Annotated in this window: 14 protein-coding genes; 5 read left to right on the plus strand and 9 right to left on the minus strand. The window is 56.2% G+C overall.

What is annotated here, in order from left to right; translation table 11 throughout:
• Nucleotides 1-269 precede the first annotated feature (269 nt).
• From PGR23_RS08660 to lrp, 8 genes are all read right to left on the minus strand, one after another.
• The gene (locus tag PGR23_RS08660) at nucleotides 270-1,133 is read right to left on the minus strand and encodes a dimethyl sulfoxide reductase anchor subunit family protein (protein ID WP_045395752.1); all 864 of its coding nucleotides are present in this window, start codon (nucleotides 1,131-1,133) and stop codon (nucleotides 270-272) included.
• A 1-nt stretch (nucleotide 1,134) separates the two neighbouring features.
• Complete coding sequence (locus tag PGR23_RS08665) at nucleotides 1,135-1,752, minus strand: DMSO/selenate family reductase complex B subunit (RefSeq protein ID WP_015367482.1); 618 nt, start codon at nucleotides 1,750-1,752, stop codon at nucleotides 1,135-1,137.
• Nucleotides 1,753-1,762: 10 nt separating this feature from the next.
• On the minus strand, nucleotides 1,763-4,201 hold the full coding sequence (gene dmsA / locus PGR23_RS08670; protein ID WP_047049022.1) for a dimethylsulfoxide reductase subunit A: 2,439 nt from the start codon (nucleotides 4,199-4,201) through the stop codon (nucleotides 1,763-1,765).
• Between the two features lie 194 nt (nucleotides 4,202-4,395).
• Complete coding sequence (serS, locus tag PGR23_RS08675; protein ID WP_015367484.1) at nucleotides 4,396-5,688, minus strand: serine--tRNA ligase; 1,293 nt, start codon at nucleotides 5,686-5,688, stop codon at nucleotides 4,396-4,398.
• Nucleotides 5,689-5,780: 92 nt separating this feature from the next.
• The gene (gene rarA / locus PGR23_RS08680; RefSeq protein WP_045396235.1) at nucleotides 5,781-7,124 is read right to left on the minus strand and encodes a replication-associated recombination protein RarA; all 1,344 of its coding nucleotides are present in this window, start codon (nucleotides 7,122-7,124) and stop codon (nucleotides 5,781-5,783) included.
• An 8-nt stretch (nucleotides 7,125-7,132) separates the two neighbouring features.
• The gene (gene lolA, locus PGR23_RS08685; RefSeq protein WP_015367486.1) at nucleotides 7,133-7,744 is read right to left on the minus strand and encodes an outer membrane lipoprotein chaperone LolA; all 612 of its coding nucleotides are present in this window, start codon (nucleotides 7,742-7,744) and stop codon (nucleotides 7,133-7,135) included.
• Nucleotides 7,745-7,866: 122 nt separating this feature from the next.
• Nucleotides 7,867-12,000, minus strand: a complete 4,134-nt coding sequence (gene ftsK / locus PGR23_RS08690) for a DNA translocase FtsK (RefSeq protein WP_396279800.1) — start codon at nucleotides 11,998-12,000, stop codon at nucleotides 7,867-7,869.
• 135 nt (nucleotides 12,001-12,135) lie between these two features.
• Nucleotides 12,136-12,630 (minus strand): leucine-responsive transcriptional regulator Lrp, encoded by a 495-nt coding sequence (gene lrp, locus PGR23_RS08695; protein WP_000228469.1) that lies wholly within the window; start codon nucleotides 12,628-12,630, stop codon nucleotides 12,136-12,138.
• Between the two features lie 532 nt (nucleotides 12,631-13,162).
• Between lrp and trxB the strand changes: the two genes are divergently transcribed.
• The 5 genes from trxB (at nucleotide 13,163) to infA (ending at nucleotide 19,059) form a co-directional block, all read left to right on the plus strand.
• Nucleotides 13,163-14,131 (plus strand): thioredoxin-disulfide reductase, encoded by a 969-nt coding sequence (trxB, locus tag PGR23_RS08700; protein ID WP_045396241.1) that lies wholly within the window; start codon nucleotides 13,163-13,165, stop codon nucleotides 14,129-14,131.
• A gap of 114 nt (nucleotides 14,132-14,245) precedes the next feature.
• Nucleotides 14,246-16,012: a heme ABC transporter permease/ATP-binding protein CydD gene (gene cydD, locus PGR23_RS08705; RefSeq protein WP_047049029.1), complete on the plus strand. Its 1,767-nt coding sequence runs from the start codon at nucleotides 14,246-14,248 to the stop codon at nucleotides 16,010-16,012.
• A complete protein-coding gene (gene cydC / locus PGR23_RS08710) occupies nucleotides 16,013-17,734 on the plus strand; it encodes a heme ABC transporter ATP-binding protein/permease CydC (protein WP_047049032.1) in 1,722 nt (573 codons plus the stop codon).
• Nucleotides 17,735-17,776: 42 nt separating this feature from the next.
• Complete coding sequence (gene aat, locus PGR23_RS08715; RefSeq protein WP_045396250.1) at nucleotides 17,777-18,481, plus strand: leucyl/phenylalanyl-tRNA--protein transferase; 705 nt, start codon at nucleotides 17,777-17,779, stop codon at nucleotides 18,479-18,481.
• Between the two features lie 359 nt (nucleotides 18,482-18,840).
• A complete protein-coding gene (gene infA, locus PGR23_RS08720; RefSeq protein WP_001040187.1) occupies nucleotides 18,841-19,059 on the plus strand; it encodes a translation initiation factor IF-1 in 219 nt (72 codons plus the stop codon).
• Between the two features lie 77 nt (nucleotides 19,060-19,136).
• On the opposite strand, the gene PGR23_RS08725 is transcribed toward infA, so the two are convergent.
• Nucleotides 19,137-19,697, minus strand: coding sequence for a hypothetical protein (locus PGR23_RS08725; RefSeq protein ID WP_141097056.1), 561 nt, complete (start codon nucleotides 19,695-19,697; stop codon nucleotides 19,137-19,139).
• Between the last annotated feature and the right edge of the window lie 9 nt (nucleotides 19,698-19,706).

The following is a 19,706-nucleotide window of genomic DNA, read 5'->3' on the forward strand; positions in this document are numbered from 1 at the left end:
GTTAACCGTGAGGAAGTTCAGATTTCGTGCGCATCATGACACCGCTGTAAACATTGTCAATCCGCCAGAATTCAGGCCTGACGCGGTTTTCAGGGCAACGATAGAAGTTTTTTATCCAGCGGAACGGTAACGGAATTATTCTTTATATTATTCCATTGTTTTTATTAATTTATTGGAAAACGAAGAAGGAAATATCAGTAGAAAAATTTCATCAATCAACCGCATTTTTTAATCACGCCGGAATAAACTTCCGGCGTGATTACTCGCGATTAACTGGCGATTGCCATACCGACGGTCATATGCAGACCATAGAATACGCCGCGACCAATCATCTCACCAACCAGCACCAGCGCAAACGCCAGGCCCAACAGCGGCAATGCGGGCTGATAACCTTTAAGCTGCGGTACAATCCAGCAGACCAGCGCCAGCACTAATGCGACCGTCCGCCATGCCATCAATGAACCATAATCCGGCACCAGCGCCGAAGCCTGCTGAATCGAACTATGAATAGTCGCCAACTCGCTGCCCTGGATCAGCGCGACGGTCACGCTAATCACCAACGCCACCAGCATAATCACCGGCAATAAACGCATCGCCCAACCATCTACGCCCGCGACACGCAGCAGCAGATAACCCAATAGCGGCCCGCCGATAAACAGGGTCAGGAAGAAGTTGAGCGGCGTCCAGATGGTGTACCAGGTGGGCACGGTATCGATGGTGTTATATACGCGGATCATCATCCAGACGAAGATGACGCCGAGGATCATGGTGACGACCAGCCACAGACTACGCAGCCCAGACGACAGTTTATTTACCACCGCCAGCAGCCAGCCAATACCACCGACGGCAAAGAAAAGCGCGCCGCTGGCGATTTCATTGCTTAACGATGATGCGCCAACGCGGTTCAGCGAATTGAACGCGCGCATAGGTGAACCAAGGTGCATGGTGGAGGCGATAAAGCCGATCCCCATCAGCACCCATAGCCCAAACATGCTCATTATCACCCGCTGCTGCTGCTCGCGCGAAAGTTCGCCCTTCATCAACGCCAGCGCGAGAACGATAAAGCCCCCGGCGACGCATTGACCAAAGACCGTGAAAATCATCAACGGCCATTCATGCCATCCATTTCCCATTTCAGACCTCCTTCGGATTGGCCAGATAGCCGGTGGTATCCCCACACGGACGGCTGTTGGCGTTAGGTTTTATCACAATGCTCGGCCTGGTGAAGTGCGCTGAAGGCAGCGGCGCCACGGCGGCCAGCTGGCCGTGTTTTTCCCGCAGTTCGGCAATCGGCCCGAAGTCCAGCGCGCGCAGCGGGCAGGACTCGACGCAAATCGGTTTCTTGCCTTGTGCGACACGCTCGTGACAGCCGTCGCATTTGGTCATATGCCCTTTGGCGGCGTTGTACTGCGGCGCGCCATACGGGCAGGCCATATGGCAGTAGCGACAGCCGATGCACACCTCTTCATTGACCACCACAAAACCGTCTTCGCGCTTGTGCATCGCCCCGCTCGGGCAGACCTTGGTGCACGCCGGGTCTTCGCAGTGGTTACAGGCGATAGAGAGGTAATAGGCGAAAACGTTCTGATTCCAGACGCCGTTGTCCTCCTGCCAGTCGCCGCCGGCATACTCATAGATACGACGGAAGCTGACGTCCGGCGTCAGGTTCTTGTAGTCTTTACAGGCCAGCTCGCAGGTTTTGCAACCGGTGCAACGGGCGGAATCGATAAAAAATCCATACTGAGTTGTCATCGGTTACTCCTTACAGCTTTTCAACCTGGACGAGGTTGGTATGCGATGGGTTGCCTTTCGCCAACGGCGACGGACGTTGAGTCGTCAGCACGTTAATGCTGCCGGCCTGATCCACGCGTGAAGCGTCCGGGTTATACCAGGCGCCCTCGCCCAGCGCGACAACGCCCGGCATCATACGCGGCGTCACTTTCGCTTCGATATGCACTTCGCCGCGGTCGTTGAAAATGCGAATGCGATCGCCGTTGGCGATGCCGCGTGTGTGCGCATCGATCGGGTTAATCCACATCTCCTGGCGGCAGGCTGCCTGCAGGACATCAACGTTGCCATAAGTTGAGTGGACGCGAGACTTGTAGTGGAAGCCCGTCAGCTGTAGCGGATATTTGGCGGACAACGGATCGTTGTAGTTTTCAAACCCCGGGGTGTAGATCGGCAGCGGATCGATCACATCGCCTTCCGGCAGTTCCCAGGTCGCGGCAATTTTGGCAAGCTCCTGGGAATAGATTTCGATTTTGCCCGATGGCGTAGTCAGCGGATTGGCCTGCGGATCTTCACGGAAGGCTTTATACGCCACATGATGCCCCTGCGGGTCACGCTGCTTGAAGATCCCCTGCTGGCGGAAAGTATCGAAATCCGGCAGTTCGGGAATCGCTTTACGCGACTGCTCATACAAATAGCGCATCCAGCCTTCCTGAGTGCGGCCTTCGGTAAACTTCTCCGCCACTCCCATGCGTTTCGCCAACTCGGTGGTCATCTCATAGATGGTTTTGCATTCGAAACGCGGTTTAATCGCCTGGTCGGCAAAGATGACGTAAGACATATTGCCGCAGGAGGCATCCAGCGCGAAGTCCATCTGCTCCGAGGCGGTACAGTCCGGCAGCAGAATATCGGCGTATTTCGCAGACGACGTCATGTGGCAGTCGATTACCACAATCATTTCGCACTTCTTATCGTCCTGCAGGATTTCGTGGGTGCGGTTGATCTCGGAGTGTTGGTTGATCAGGCAGTTACCCGCGTAGTTCCAGATCATCTTGATCGGTACATCGAGCTTATCTTTGCCGCGTACGCCATCACGCAGCGCGGTCATTTCCGGACCACGTTCAATCGCGTCGGTCCACATAAACATGGAGATGCTGGTCTCTACCGGGTTATCCAGCGTCGGCATGCGCTCGAAAGGCAGGCTATATGATCCTTCACGCGCGCCGCTATTACCGCCATTGATCCCAACGTTACCGGTCAGAATGGCGAGCATGGAGATGGCGCGGGTGGCGATTTCGCCGTTGGCGTGACGCTGCGGTCCCCATCCCTGGCTGATATACGCCGGCTTCGCCGTCGCAATCTCGCGAGCCAGTTTCACAATGCGCTCACGCGGGATCCCGGTAATGGTGGATGCCCACTCCGGCGTTTTAGCGATACCGTCGGAGCCCTGACCAAGGATGTAAGCTTTATAATGTCCATTAGACGGCGCATCGGCAGGCAACGTTTTCTCGTCGTAGCCGACGCAGTATTTATCGAGGAAGGGCTGATCGACCAGATTTTCAGTAATCATCACCCACGCCAGCGCTGAAATGAGCGCCGCGTCGGTTCCCGGACGAATTGGGATCCATTCATCTTCACGCCCGGCTCCGGTGTCGGTATAGCGCGGATCGATAATGATCATGCGGGCATTGGATTTCTGCCGCGCCTGCTCAAGGTAGTAAGTGACCCCGCCGCCGCTCATGCGCGTTTCGCCAGGGTTATTGCCGAACAGCACCACTAACTGACTATTTTCGATATCCGACGGGCTGTTGCCATCGGCCCAACCACCATAGGTGTAATTCAAACCAGCCGCAATCTGCGCCGATGAATAGTCGCCATAATGATTGAGATAGCCGCCGCAGCAGTTCATCAGACGAGCAATCAGGGTTTTACCCGGCGGCCAGGAGCGAGTCAGAGTCCCGCCGAGCGTACCGGTTCCGTAGTTCAGATAGATAGATTCGTTGCCATAATCTTTAATCAGGCGCTGCATATTGCTGGCGATAGTGTCGAACGCCTCTTCCCAGCTAATTTGTTCGAATTTTCCTTCACCGCGTTTGCCGACGCGCTTCATCGGATATTTCAGCCGGTCGGGGTTATAGACGCGGCGGCGCATAGAGCGGCCGCGCAAACAGGCGCGAACCTGATGCAGACCGTCATAGTTATCGTCGCCGGTATTATCGGTTTCTACATACTTAATCGCGCCATCAACCACGTGCATACGCAGCGGGCAACGGCTGCCGCAGTTAACGGTACAGGCGCTCCAGACCACTTTCTCACTGACTGGCGCCAGCGTATCAGCGGCGTGCGCAATACGCGTGAAGGGTAAGGTCAATGCGTTGCTGGCCATCGCCAAACCGCCTATCGCCGTGGTTTTCATCAAACCACGTCGGCTAACTTCGGCAGCCAGTAAAGCATCGGGGGCTTTGATTTTCATAGATACTCGCTTTGGTTGCTCACAATAAGCTGACAATCGTTATATAATTTTATATATATCGGATTTTATTGGCTTTTTATGCTGTATTAATCCAAAGGGAGTATCACCGGATTTACTGAGGGGATTATTGCCCGGTATCAATAAGGATATAAAAAAAGCGCCCGCAGGCGCTTTTAAGGAAAGAGCAGAAAAGATTAACCGATATACTCGAGGCCGCGCATATACGGGCGCAGGACTTCCGGGATCTCGATACGGCCATCGGCCTGCTGATAGTTTTCCATCACCGCAACCAGCGTACGGCCAACCGCCAGACCAGAACCATTCAGGGTGTGAACGAGACGAGTCTTTTTGTCGGACTTGCTGCGGCAACGCGCCTGCATACGACGCGCCTGGAAATCCCAGACGTTGGAGCAGGAAGAAATTTCGCGATAGGTATCCTGCGCCGGAACCCACACTTCGAGGTCATAGGTTTTACAGGCGCTAAAGCCCATATCGCCGGAACACAGCGCTACCTTACGGTACGGCAGACCCAGCAGTTGCAGAACCTTCTCAGCGTGGCCGGTCATCTCTTCCAGCGCCGCCATAGAGTCTTCCGGACGTACGATCTGCACCATTTCAACTTTGTCGAACTGGTGCATACGGATCAGACCGCGAGTATCACGACCATAGGAACCCGCTTCAGAACGGAAGCACGGCGTATGGGCGGTCATTTTGATCGGCAGATCGTCTTCGTCGATGATTTCGTCGCGGACCAGGTTGGTCAGCGGCACTTCGGCGGTCGGAATCAACGCATAGTTGCTGCTATCGGCTTCTTCTTCCAGCGGACGAGTATGGAACAGGTCGCCGGCGAATTTCGGCAACTGGCCAGTTCCATACAGCGTGTCCTGGTTCACCAGATAAGGAACATAGTTCTCGCTATAGCCGTGCTGTTCGGTGTGCAGATCCAGCATAAACTGCGCCAGCGCGCGGTGCAGGCGGGCCAGCTGGCCTTTCATCACCACGAAACGGGAACCGGTCAGCTTAACGGCGGCGGCGAAGTCCAGCCCCCCGTGCATTTCACCCAGCGTAACATGGTCGCGCACCTCGAAATCGAACTGACGCGGTGTACCCCAGCGGCTGACTTCAACGTTGTCGTTTTCGTCGCGGCCAACCGGCACGTCATCGTGAGGAATGTTCGGGATCGCCAGCGCGATATCGCGAATTTCCGCCAGCAGCGTTTCCAGCTCGGACTTCGCGGCATCCAGCTGTTCGCCAAGCTTGTTCACTTCCAGGCGTAATGGCTCGATATCTTCCCCGCGCGCTTTCGCCTGGCCAATGGATTTCGATCGGGAGTTACGCTCCGCCTGCAGGTTTTCGGTTTGAACCTGCAGAACTTTACGACGCTCTTCAAGAGCGCGCAGTTTATCTACATCCAGCTTAAAGCCCCGGCGTGCCAGTTTTTCTGCGACTGCGTCTGGCTCGGTACGCAGCAGATTGGGATCGAGCATGCTTATCCTGTGCTTATCGAATTTAAATAGGAAAAATGGCCGCAAACTACGGCCACGGAAATATAGGTAATAACCTTACCGCAACGCCACAATTAGCGGTAGCGTTTTATCTGGCTATTTTGATCCAGTTCGGCAAGCCAGGCGAGCTTTTCAGCGATTTTGCCCTCGAGCCCCCTGTTTGTTGGCTGATAATAGCGCGTTTGCGCCATTTCCTGCGGGAAATACTGCTCGCCGGCGGCGTAGGCGTTAGGTTCATCGTGCGCGTAGCGGTATTCCTGACCATAGCCCATCTCTTTCATGAGTTTGGTCGGGGCATTGCGTAAATGAACCGGCACGTCGTAATCAGGGCGATCGCGGGCGTCGGCCAACGCAGCCTTAAAGGCGGTGTACACCGCATTACTCTTCGGCGCGCAGGCCAGATAAACAATAGCCTGAGCAATAGCCCGTTCGCCTTCTGCCGGCCCGACGCGGGTAAAACAATCCCACGCGGAAATGGCCACCTGCATAGCCCGGGGATCGGCGTTGCCGACATCCTCAGAAGCGATAGCCAGACAACGGCGCGCAACATACAGCGGGTCGCCGCCCGCGGTAATGATCCGTGCGTACCAGTATAATGCCGCATCCGGGGCGCTACCGCGCACCGACTTATGTAACGCGGAAATAAGATCGTAAAAACGGTCGCCTTTATTATCAAAACGCGCGCTACGCTCGCCGGCAATTTCGGTAAGCAGTTCGGCTTTCAGCACTCGCTTGCCCGAATCGTCGCTTTCAGCCATATCGGCCATCATTTCTAACGTGTTCAATGCCCGACGCGCGTCGCCGTTGACCAGTTCGGCAATAGCCTTGCGAGTTTCATCTGGCAGGACAATATCTTGCCCGCCGTAGCCGCGCGCTTTATCGCCCATCGCCTGGTTAAGCACCTGCTCGATATCATCCGTGGTCAGCGACTTAAGTAAATAGACGCGGGCGCGGGAAAGCAAAGCGGAATTAAGTTCGAATGACGGGTTTTCGGTCGTCGCGCCAATAAAAGTAATGGTGCCATCTTCGATGTGCGGCAGAAAGGCGTCCTGCTGACTTTTATTGAAACGATGCACTTCGTCTACAAACAGGATAGTGCGCCGACCGGCGTTGCGGTTTTGCCGCGCGCGCTCGATAGCTTCGCGGATCTCTTTGACGCCAGAGGTGACAGCTGAGATACGTTCGACATCGGCATTGGCGTAGCGTGCAATCACTTCCGCAAGGGTAGTTTTACCGGTGCCCGGCGGCCCCCACAGGATCATCGAGTGCAGATGCCCGGCCTCAATCGCCCGCGGTAGCGGTTTACCCGGCGCCAGCAGGTGCTGCTGGCCAATGTACTGCGCTAAATTTTCTGGCCGCATACGGGCGGCCAGAGGTTGAAACGCGTTATCGGAAAAATCGAGCGAAAAGTTGCTCACATTCGCCTCTACTTACGTTGATCGTCCACCGTCACCCCTTGCGGCGGTGTAAAAGTGAACTTAGATGCGTCGACGGCGCCATTCTGCTGCGACTTCAGCTGGTAGCTGCTGCGCTGATCGTCTTGCTCAACAGCGCTGAACTGATGGATAGTGCCGTCACGGCCCACATTGATTGTGAACTGCTTCAGGTTGCCGTTACCGCTTTTCGGCGTCAGCACAAAATCATCGCCGTTTTGCTTGATGTTGTATTGCTGCCAGTCCGCTGACTGGTTGCGGGCGATCAGCATGAACGGCGTGTTGCTGGTCGCGTTTTTCAGCCAGGTCGCGGTTGCCTGCTCGACAAACGGGTTGTAGAACCACAGCGTTTTCCCATCCGACACCAGAATACTTTCATCCGGCTGAGTCATATGCCAGTTGAACAGATTCGGGCGTTTCACCCACAAATCGCCCTGCCCGTCCTGCACGGCATTGCCGCTTGCGTCGGTTACTTTCTGAGTGAAGCTGGCATGGAAGCTGCTAACTTTATCCAGACGGCTTTTTAAGTCGCCGGCAGCGTCTGCCCAAACCTGGCTTACCACGAAGCCAGACAATAATGCACAGGTGATGGCAAGTTTCTTCATTGTTGATCCTTATTGTGCGTCACTCCCGACGCGGGAGCCTGTTCTGTCTCTACTGTAGAGCCGTTGATAACAACGGAATAGCAGAACAGGCTGATTTTGCGCTTATTTACCGAACTTTGCACTTACTCGAAGGGCGGCGGCGCCAGGACTTCACGGTTACCATTATGGCCCTGCTCACTGACGATCCCCTGGGCTTCCATCTGCTCAATGATACGCGCCGCGCGGTTATAGCCGATGCGGAACTGACGCTGTACTCCGGAGATCGAGGCTTTGCGTTTCTCGGTCACGAAGTTGACCGCCTGGTCGAACAGCGGATCCAGCTCTTCGCCGCCATCAAAGCCGCCACTACCGCCTTCGCTTTCGCTGTCGGAGGTAATGCCGTCAACATACTGCGGACGACCGCGCGCTTTCCAGTCCTGAACCACGGCGTGTACTTCCTGGTCACGGACAAACGCGCCATGCACGCGAACCGGCATCGTGGAGTTAGGCCCGGAATAGAGCATATCACCCATGCCCAGCAGCGATTCTGCGCCGCCCTGGTCAAGGATGGTGCGCGAGTCAATCTTGCTTGATACGGTAAAGGCGATACGCGTCGGGATGTTGGCCTTGATAAGACCGGTAATCACGTCAACTGACGGACGCTGGGTCGCCAGCACCAGGTGAATACCCGCCGCGCGCGCTTTCTGCGCCAGACGCGCAATAAGCTCTTCTACCTTCTTACCGACGGTCATCATCAGATCGGCGAATTCATCCACCAGTACCACGATATACGGCAGTTTTTCCAGCACCGGATGTACGGCATCCATGCTGTCGCCCGGTTTCCAGTACGGATCCGGGATCGGACGTCCCATACGCGCGGCTTCAGCGATCTTCTCGTTGTAGCCCGCCAGATTACGCACGCCCAGCGCCGACATCAGCTTATAACGGCGCTCCATTTCGTTGACGCTCCAGCGCAGCGCATTAGCGGCGTCTTTCATGTCGGTGACCACTTCCGTCAGCAGATGCGGGATACCTTCGTACACCGACAGCTCAAGCATTTTCGGGTCGATCATGATGAAACGCACGTCTTCCGGCTGCGCCTTGTAGAGCATGCTGAGGATCATGGCGTTCACGCCAACCGATTTACCAGAACCGGTGGTACCGGCAACCAGCAGATGCGGCATTTTCGCCAGATCGGCCACCACCGGATCGCCGGCGATATCTTTACCCAGCACCACGGTAAGCGGCGATGGGTTCTCGCGGAATTTCGGACAATCGAGCACTTCGCGCAGGTATACGGTCTGGCGTTTTTTGTTCGGTAATTCCAGGCCGACGTAAGGTTTACCCGGAATAACTTCCACCACACGTACCGCCACGGTCGACAGCGAACGCGCAAGGTCGCGCGACAGGTTAGAGATTCGCGCGGCCTTCACCCCAGGCGCGAGGTTCAGCTCGAAGCGGGTGATCACCGGGCCAGGCGAGTAGTTCACCACATCCGCTTTGATGCGGAAATCGGCGAGACGCGCTTCGACCAGGCGCGCCATCTGCTCAAGCGCAAAGGTATCAACAGGTTCAACTTCGCTCGGCGGCGGCGTCAGGAGATCCAGCGACGGCAGCGGAGTCGTCGGTCTTTGCAGCGGACGGCTGTCGCCATTACGCATCAGCAATGGATGAATAAGGCTATCCTGGGGCTGCGGCGCGGGCGGCTGATAACCCTGCGGAGCAACCGGCTGTTGCTGCTGCACTGGCTGTTGCTGCTGCATTGGCTGTTGAGCAGTCTGATAAGCCTGCGGCTGCGGCGCTACCGGCTGATGGTGTACGGGCGGCTGCGCAGGTTGATAAGCCTGCTGCGGCGCGGCTGCCGGTTGTTGGTAGTGCTGAGCCGGTTGCTGGGGCTGTACTTCCGGCGTCGGCATAAACAGCGGCTCGCTCGGACCATCATTGACCAGCGTTTTCATCGGCGAGAACTCATAGTCCGCCGGTGAGAAAGGATTGGCTCCCGGCGGCTGCTCGCTGGCATAGCGCTGCTGCTGGGTCGCGGCAAACTGGCGAGCCAGTTCCGCTTCAGCGGCTGCGTCTTCGTCCTGCTCATCGCTTTCTGACTCCCAGGACTCGCCATAGCGCTGTTGCTGGGTTGCGGCAAACTGGCGCGCCAGCTCGTCTTGTTCCAGCGCATCGGCTTCTTCGTCGCTCAACGGCTCGTTATCGTAATGCTGTTCCAGCTCGGCCCGACGCGCGCGCTCTTCAGCAATACGCTGAGACGGCAGCTTAATGCCATAGGAAGCAAGCTCCCGCCGCGTCGGCACGCGGACGCGATTCGGACGCGGCAATTTCGGACCGATGCCTTCTTTAACCTGTACCCGCGGGCCGCTGGATGCCGGACTGAAAACTGGCGCTGCGTCGGCGGCGGCTGACGCCGCTGAAGCGGCTGCGGCTGCGCTGCCAGACGTCGTGGCCTGATGAACGCCAGCGGCGACGGCGGTCACAGCGGCGGCATCGACGGACGGCATGGATGGGGCAGCCGGGGCGGTTATCGGTTTGGTTGCTACCGGGCTCGCCGGTTCAGGAATTGGCTGATACCAGGACTCCAGCAACTCACGCTCGCGCGCACGTTTCTCTTCGACTTCCTCGAAGTAGTACATCGGCGGGCGTTTAGTTTCTTCCTGAGGCGCTTCAGGCTCAGCGGCAGGCGCCGGTTCCTGATGGTAAACAGGCTGTTGAACAGCCGGTTCAGGCTGATAAACCGGCGGTTGCTGCGGGGCGTACTCAGGCTGATACACCGGTTGCTGCGGATGCACGGCTTCCGGCTGATAAACCGGCGGCTGCTGCGGCGCGTACTCAGGCTGATACACCGGTTGCTGCGGATGCGCGGCTTCCGGCTGGTAAACCGGCGGCTGCTGCGGCGCGTATTCAGGTTGATATACCGGCTGCTGCGGATGCGCAGTTTCCGGCTGGTAAACCGGCGGCTGCTGCGGCGCGTATTCAGGTTGATACACCGGCTGCTGCGGATGGGCAGCTTCCGGCGGGTAAACCGGCGGCTGCTGCGGCGCGTATTCAGGTTGATACACCGGCTGCTGCGGATGGGCGGCTTCCGGTTGATAAACCGGTGGCTGCTGCGGCGCGTATTCAGGTTGATACACCGGCTGCTGCGGATGGGCGGCTTCCGGTTGATAAACCGGTGGCTGCTGCGGCGCGTATTCCGGCTGATACACTGGTGGTTGCAGGTGGGCAGCCTCCGGTTGATATGCCTGCCCTGTCCCCTGCTCCGCCCATGCCTGCGGCACAGCTGCAGCGGCGGAAGCCGCGCCGATTGGGTCGGCAACCGTATGGCCATTCAGTAGTGGATCGTAAGGGTCTAAATCGCCAGGACGCGCGGCGCTGGCGCCTGAGAATAGGACATCATCGGCCGCGACAGGCGCGCCGCTGGCGCTATATTGTACGGCTTCCGCATCATCCATACGTTTACCGGAGAACAGTGCGGCATCCGTTTTACGCCCCATCGGATTGGCGAATTTTTCCGCCAGACGCTTACGACGCGCTAACGCGCTGCGCAAAATGCGGGCACGACGCGATTCCCGCGGCTGCGCGGTATCGTCGTCGTCTTCATCTTCATATTCCTCATCTTCATATTCGCCTTCATCAACCCAGGTATCGTCCCGACGGGTACGATTACTGGCAAAGGTCAAAATAGAAAGGATGGCGCCGCCGAGTTTCTCGGCAATGCTGACCCATGACCAGCCGGTGAACAGCGTTAAACCGGCGGCCCAGATGCATAGCAGAGCGATTGTACCGCCGCTGCTGTGCAGCAAAGGTTGCAATGTGGTGCTAAGCAGGCTGCCAATGACGCCGCCGGAGGCAAAGTACCAGATATCATCGGCGTTGATCGCCGCCAGACCGCAGGAGGTGAGAATGAGCGCCAGCGCGCCGATCAGGCGCAGCGAAACAGCAAAGTAATCGACGTATTCGTCATTTTCCTGATGACGCCATGCAAACCAGCAGCCGCCGATGATAATCACGGGGATGGTGTACGCCATTACGCCAAAGATGAAAAATAGCGTATCCGCCAGCCACGCTCCGGGCATGCCGCCCAGATTATGGATAGGCTCATGCCAGGCGGTCTGTGACCAACTGGGATCGGATGGATTAAAGCTCAGTAATGCCGCCATCAGCCAGATGGCAAAAAGAGAGCAAAGGATGAGTAACGCCTCAAGAACGCGGCGCCCGCTGCTTAGCTTCGTTAGTTTGACTTCTTTGTCTTCGGTGTATTCCTGGCTCAAGAAAGGCTCTCCAGGTATCAGGCAATTTCCTGCCTGCTGCTAAAACGGACAACAGCGCCGGGTCTCCCCGGCACTGTTGCTGTATGGATTAACAGGAGTGTAATCAAACTACGTCGATTTTGCACCTGTTCCGTGTTAGCGCGTCTTGATTACCAGACGATTACTCTGCTTGACTTCTTCCATAACCACGTAGGTACGGGTGTCGTTTACGCCCGGCAGGCGCAGCAGGGTTTCGCCCAGCAATTTACGATACGCTGACATGTCCGGTACGCGGGTTTTCAACAGATAGTCAAAATCACCGGATACCAGATGACACTCTTGAATTTCTTCAAGTTTTTGCACTGCGGCGTTAAATTGCTCAAACACATCCGGCGCACCACGATTCAGAGTAATCTCAACAAATACCAGAAGTGATGCATCCAGATAATGCGGGTTGAGCAGCGCCGTATAGCCCTGAATAAAACCCTGTCTTTCTAGTCGACGCACGCGCTCAAGGCAAGGCGTCGGAGAAAGTCCCACCCGTTTGGAAAGCTCGACGTTGGAAATACGCCCGTCTTTTTGCAGTTCATTCAGAATGTTACGATCGATGCGGTCGAGATCTTTGCCAGGGCGTTTCTTGCTATCTACCATTATTATTGTCTCTCTGTATTCCTTCCCTACTCCTGTTCTGACTCTGCGCCTTCACTGCCAGAGCCCATCCCGTTATTACCCGTACGACGTTGAGTAACCCAGGGGTACGTGAGAAGCCCGTTGCCTGATGGCAGTCACCGACATCACGCATGGCGTCTGTCCACACCATGCGTAGATTTCGCTGACCCGGATAAAAATGGCATTTGCGTGCATGAACATTCGCCACACGCTAAACACTGCTTTTCTTCTTCCATGAATGTTTTCGCAAAAGCACAGGGGATTGTCAAAGCAAAACATCGATTTTTAGTACAAGATGCCAGATATTCATCATCAACCCCCTCTGAATCTCATGTTTTCATCTTATAATCAGGGCGCTAACAGTAGAATTAATTATATTTTCCGCTCGTTAAATCGCCAATTCATCGGCGGGTTCTATTGCACATATCGTTAACAAAATCGCTACGCTCTTTTTTTACGCCCGCAAATTCCCTACAATCCAGCGCAATGTATGCCAATAAAATATGGGGATCTCATGGGCACAGCCAAACACAGTAAACTGCTTATTCTAGGTTCTGGACCTGCAGGATATACCGCGGCGGTCTATGCTGCGCGCGCAAACCTGCAGCCGGTGCTGATCACCGGCATGGAAAAAGGCGGTCAGCTGACCACCACCACTGAAGTGGAAAACTGGCCAGGCGACCCAAACGATCTGACCGGTCCGCTGCTCATGGAACGTATGCACGAGCATGCCACCAAGTTCGAAACTGAAATTATTTTCGATCACATCAGCAGCGTCGATCTGCAGAACCGTCCGTTCCGCCTGGTCGGCGACAGCGGCGAGTACACCTGTGACGCGCTGATTATCGCTACCGGCGCTTCCGCCCGCTATCTGGGTCTGCCTTCTGAAGAAGCGTTTAAAGGCCGCGGCGTCTCTGCCTGCGCCACCTGCGACGGTTTCTTCTATCGCAACCAGAAAGTCGCGGTTATCGGCGGCGGCAACACGGCGGTTGAAGAAGCGCTGTATCTGTCCAACATTGCTGCTGAAGTGCATCTGATCCACCGTCGCGACTCCTTCCGCGCGGAAAAAATCCTCATCAAACGCCTGATGGATAAAGTGGAAAGCGGCAACATTGTCCTGCACACCGATCGCACACTGGAAGAGGTCACCGGCGACCAGATGGGCGTCAGCGGCCTGCGTCTGCGCGATACCAAAAACAGCGATAACGTTGAGACTCTGGAAGTTGCCGGCCTGTTCGTCGCCATTGGACACAGCCCGAACACCGCTATCTTTGAAGGTCAGTTAGCGCTGGAAAACGGTTATATCAAAGTACAATCCGGCATCCACGGCAACGCCACGCAGACCAGTATCCCTGGCGTCTTCGCAGCAGGCGACGTGATGGACCATATCTACCGTCAGGCGATTACCTCCGCCGGTACCGGCTGTATGGCCGCACTGGACGCGGAACGCTACCTGGATGGTTTAGCTGACGCTTGCAAATAATCTTTACAAGTCAGTAACAAAAGTAAAGAAGGCGACGAAAAGTCGCCTTTATTTTTGCCTCGTTGTAACATTGCCGTGCCCAAAAATCTCATAACGACACCTGCTAAGCGCGCAATGAATAAAACCCGTCAACAAGAGTTAACCCGCTGGTTAAAAGAAAAAAGCATTATCTCCCGTCGCTGGTTGATGATTTCTCGCCTGCTGGGCGTCGTGAGCGGTCTGTTGATCGTCGCTCAGGCGTGGTTCCTGGCGCGAATACTTCACCGAATGATTATGGAAAATATCCCGGCGACGGCGCTGCTGCTGCCGTTTACCTTGCTGGCGCTGGTGCTGATCCTGCGCGCCTGGGTGGTGTGGCTACGCGAACGCGTCGGCTTCCACGCCGGCCAGCATATCCGTTATGAAATTCGCCGCCAGGTGCTGGACCGCCTTCAGCAGGCGGGCCCGGCCTGGATTCAGGGAAAACCCGCCGGCAGTTGGGCGACGCTCATCCTTGAGCAAATCGATGATATGCATGATTACTACGCGCGCTATCTGCCGCAGATGACGCTGGCCGCCTGCGTGCCGCTGCTAATTGTTATCACTATCTTCCCCAGCAACTGGGCTGCCGCGCTAATTTTGCTCGGCACCGCCCCGCTGATCCCGCTCTTTATGGCGCTGGTAGGGATGGGCGCCGCCGATGCTAACCGGCGTAACTTCCTCGCCCTCGGTCGCCTTAGCGGCCACTTCCTTGACCGCCTGCGCGGCATGGAAACGCTGCGCCTGTTCAACCGCGGCGAAGCGGAAATCAATAATATTCGCGACGCATCGCAGGATTTCCGCCAGCGGACGATGGAAGTCCTGCGTCTGGCCTTCCTTTCCTCCGGCGTGCTGGAGTTCTTTACCTCGCTTTCCATCGCGCTGGTGGCAGTCTATTTCGGTTTTTCCTACCTCGGCGAGCTCGACTTCGGACACTACGGCGTCGGCGTCACGCTGATGTCCGGTTTTTTAACCCTGATTCTGGCGCCGGAGTTTTTCCAGCCGCTGCGTGATTTAGGTACATTTTACCATGCCAAGGCGCAGGCCATTGGCGCCGCGGATAGCCTGAAGACCTTTATGGAAACTCCGCTGGCGCAGGCTCAAAGGGGCGAGAAAACGCTGAGCGATCATGAACTGATTCGCCTTGAAGCCCGCGATCTGATAGTCAAATCACCGGATGGCAAAACGCTGGCAGGCCCGCTTACTTTCACCCTGAACGCCGGAGAACGTGTGGTACTGGTTGGCCAGAGCGGCTCCGGTAAAAGCTCGCTGCTGAATACGCTGACCGGCTTTCTTCCCTATGAAGGTTCGCTACAGGTCAACGGCGTCGAGTTGCGCGATCTCGATGCTGAACGCTGGCGTCGGCTAATTAGCTGGGTCGGACAGAACCCGCAGCTGCCCGCCGCCACTCTGCGGGAAAACGTGCTGCTGGCGTGGCCAGAAGCCACGGAAGCGCAGCTACAGCTGGCCCTGGATAAGGCCTGGGTTAGCGAGTTTATCTCCCAACTGCCGCAAGGTATTAATACCCCGGTTGGCGATCAGGCTGGTGGCCTTTCGGTCGGCCAGGCCCAGCGAGTTGCCGTTGCACGCGCGCTGCTGGTACCGTGCCGCCTGTTGCTACTGGATGAACCAGCAGCCAGCCTTGATGCCCATAGCGAACAGCGTGTCATGCAGGCGCTATCTAACGCGTCGACCGAGCAGACCACGCTGATGGTCACTCACCAACTGGCAGGGCTGGTCGACTGGGATGCTATCTGGGTAATGCAGAATGGTCAGATTGTCGAGCAAGGCGACTATGCGCAGCTTTCTGCCGCCGGCGGCGCGTTTGCCTCACTGTTAGCACATCGCCAGGAGGAAATTTAAATGCGCGCACTATTACCCTATCTGGCGCTATACAAACGCCACAAATGGCTGCTGACTCTCGGCGTGGTGCTGGCTATCGTCACTCTTTTGGCAAGTATCGGGCTGTTGACGCTTTCCGGCTGGTTCCTGTCTGCCTCCGCCGTGGTCGGGGTCGCCGGCATTTACAGTTTTAACTACATGCTGCCCGCCGCGGGCGTTCGCGGCGCGGCGATTATTCGTACCGCCGGCCGCTACTTTGAGCGTCTGGTAAGCCATGACGCCACTTTCCGGGTATTGCAGCATCTGCGCGTCGCCACGTTTAGCAAACTACTGCCGCTCTCTCCCGCCGGGCTGGCGCGTTTTCGCCAGGGCGAGTTACTCAACCGCATCGTGGCTGATGTCGACACGCTGGATCACCTCTATCTGCGCGTGATTTCGCCGCTGGTTGGCGCGCTGGTGGTCATCCTGGTGGTAACCATCGGCTTAAGCGTACTTGACGTCACCCTGGCGCTGACGCTTGGCGGCATTATGCTGGCGACGCTACTCCTGCTGCCGCCGCTGTTTTACCGTGCCGGTAAACCGACCGGGGAGCAGATCACCCAGCTCCGCGGGCAGTATCGCCAGCAACTCACCTCCTGGCTACAGGGGCAAGCCGAGTTAACGCTGTTTAATGCCAGCGATCGCTACCGTAAACAGATGGAAAAAACGGAACAGCGCTGGCAAGAGGCGCAGCGCCGCCAGGCTGAGCTCACCGCCCTATCGCAGGCGCTGATGCTGCTGATTGGCGGCATCGCGGTGATCGCCATGCTGTGGATGGCATCCGACGGCGTTGGCGGTAATAGCCAGCCGGGGGCGCTCATCGCCCTCTTCGTTTTCTGCGCCTTAGCGGCATTTGAAGCGCTGGCACCGGTCACCGGCGCCTTCCAGCATCTCGGCCAGGTCATCGCGTCAGCGCGTCGCATTACGCAGATCACCGAGCAGCAGCCCGAAGTGACGTTCAGCCAGCAGGCGCCGCAAAGCATCTCCCGGGTAGCGCTTACCCTGGACGAGGTAACCTTCCGCTATCCGCAACAGTCGACACCGGCGCTGAACGATATTTCGCTACAGGTCGCGGCGGGTGAGCATATCGCCATTCTTGGCCGTACCGGCTGCGGTAAATCGACTCTGCTACAGTTATTGACCCGCGCCTGGGATCCGGCCAGCGGCCAGATTCAGCTAAATGGTCAGCCTCTTAGCGATCTGTCGGAAACGACTCTGCGCCAGGCGATGAGCGTCGTACCGCAGCGAGTACATCTGTTCAGCGCGACGCTGCGCGATAATCTGCTGCTTGCCGCGCCGCAGGCCAGCGACGGCGAGCTCAGCGATACGCTCAAGCGCGTCGGTCTCGACAAACTGCTGGAAGATGGCGGCCTGAATAGCTGGCTCGGCGAGGGCGGTCGTCAGCTTTCCGGCGGCGAGCTACGTCGACTGGCTATCGCCCGCGCGCTATTGCACAATGCGCCGCTAATGCTGCTTGATGAACCTACCGAAGGCCTCGATGCGACAACGGAAAGCCAGATCCTTGATTTACTTAGCGAAGTGATGCGCGATAAAACCGTGTTGATGGTCACCCACCGCCTGCGTGGACTGGCGCGGTTTAATCAGATAATAGTCATGGACAACGGACAAATTATTGAGCAAGGTAGTCACGCAGAGCTGCTGGCGAAACAGGGCCGCTATTACCAGTTTAAGCAACGTCTGTAAGCTATTATTGTCAACAATTGCTGGTGCGTATTGAGGTCAAAAATGCGTCTGGTTCAGCTCTCTCGTGACTCTATCGCCTTCCCTTCCCCGGAAGGCGCCCTGCGTGAACCAAATGGCCTGCTGGCGCTGGGCGGCGATCTGAGCCCCGCTCGCCTGCTCATGGCCTATCAGCGCGGTATTTTTCCATGGTTTTCTCCCGGCGACCCTATTTTATGGTGGTCGCCCGACCCACGTGCCGTGCTGTGGCCGGAGCAATTCCACTTTAGCCGCAGCATGAAGCGCTTTCATCAACGCTCTCCCTATCGGGTGACGCTTAACCACGCCTTCGGCCAGGTTATCGAGGGCTGCGCCAGCCATCGTGATGAAGGCACCTGGATCACTCCCAGCATCGTTCAGGCCTATCACCAGTTACATGAACTCGGTCATGCTCATTCAATAGAAGTGTGGGATGAGGAGACGCTGGTCGGCGGCATGTACGGCGTGGCGCAGGGGGCGCTGTTTTGCGGCGAATCGATGTTCAGCCGGGCGGAAAATGCCTCTAAAACCGCGCTGATGATCTTCTGTCAGGCTTTTGCCCAGGATGGCGGTAGATTAATTGACTGTCAGGTACTTAACGCGCACACCGCCTCTTTAGGGGCGATTGAAATTCCGCGCCGCGATTATCTCGATTACCTTTCCGTATTACGCACCTACCGCTTACCGGAGCGATTTTGGGTACCACGGGTGCTATTTACCGGTAATGGATAAATGTTTTCAGCACATTTCTTAGCGTGGTGGTATAATTGCGCGGTAGAGTAGCTTCTGCCTGTTGCCCCGCCGCCGTTTGGGAATAATAAGAGTCAGATAACGCCCATCGTTCTGTCACTGCCCTTTACGTTTGCGCCTGTCATGTGGTTTCACCGCGTGTATTCCGGGCAATGCGCCAAAACTACTTCGGCGATTTATACCCGTCATGTTTCAAGCTACAGGCGCTGGCTGCGCGTAATTATTTATCGCCAGCCTGCGACGCGAACTGTTTTGGGTATACGTAAAACTTTACATACTTGATGAACTTCGGCATTATCTTGCCGGTTCAAAACTACGGTAGTGATACCCCAGAGGACTAGATGGCCAAAGAAGACAATATTGAAATGCAGGGCACCGTACTTGAAACGTTGCCTAACACTATGTTCCGCGTAGAACTGGAAAACGGTCACGTGGTAACTGCGCATATTTCCGGTAAAATGCGTAAAAACTACATCCGCATTCTGACGGGCGACAAAGTGACTGTTGAGCTGACCCCGTACGACCTGAGCAAAGGCCGCATTGTCTTCCGTAGTCGCTAATTGTTTCCGCCGCTAAGGCGTCAGATGCTGAAGGCCGGGCAATGCCCGGTCTTTTCATTTCTGCCTACCGCGCCGATTTACTCAGCCATCTCTTTAGCTATCGGTAGAGTATTGTTTAGCGCTTCTTTCGGCACATGGGCGCTCAGTTTATCGACACCGATAAAGTCTGAGGCAAAGCCGGAAAAAACCATTAAGCCATAATCGGTAGTAATAGTTTTCTCCGTCATATAGTTTTGTGACTGGCTCATGGTGTTAATTTTCTTTCCCTTCTCCATTTTTACCAGCATTCCTGCCCCTTTGAGCAACAGGGCGCACGCGGGAATTTGCTCCTCTTTGCGTTTTTCCGCAGGCACATCGACGCTGCGAGAGTGCACATATTTATCCGAACCGGCGGGAAAATAAGCGTGATAGGTTGACTGCCCCGAGATTTTGACCAGGTAAAACGGGCTATCAGCACCGCTAAAGCGGTAGCTACCCGTCATATCCGGACATTGCGCCAGAGCATTAAAAGAAAGCAGCACCAGCGAGGCGCAGCACGACATTTTTGCACATTTCATCATTTCGTCCTTGTGGTTACATCCATCCGTTTTAACGCTAATAAAAAAAGACCGGGCTGTCACCAGCCCGGTCTTTATCACTGAACAATT

It is taken from the genome of Klebsiella sp. 141162, assembly GCF_050600755.1.
GTDB classification, from domain to species: domain Bacteria; phylum Pseudomonadota; class Gammaproteobacteria; order Enterobacterales; family Enterobacteriaceae; genus Klebsiella; species Klebsiella aerogenes.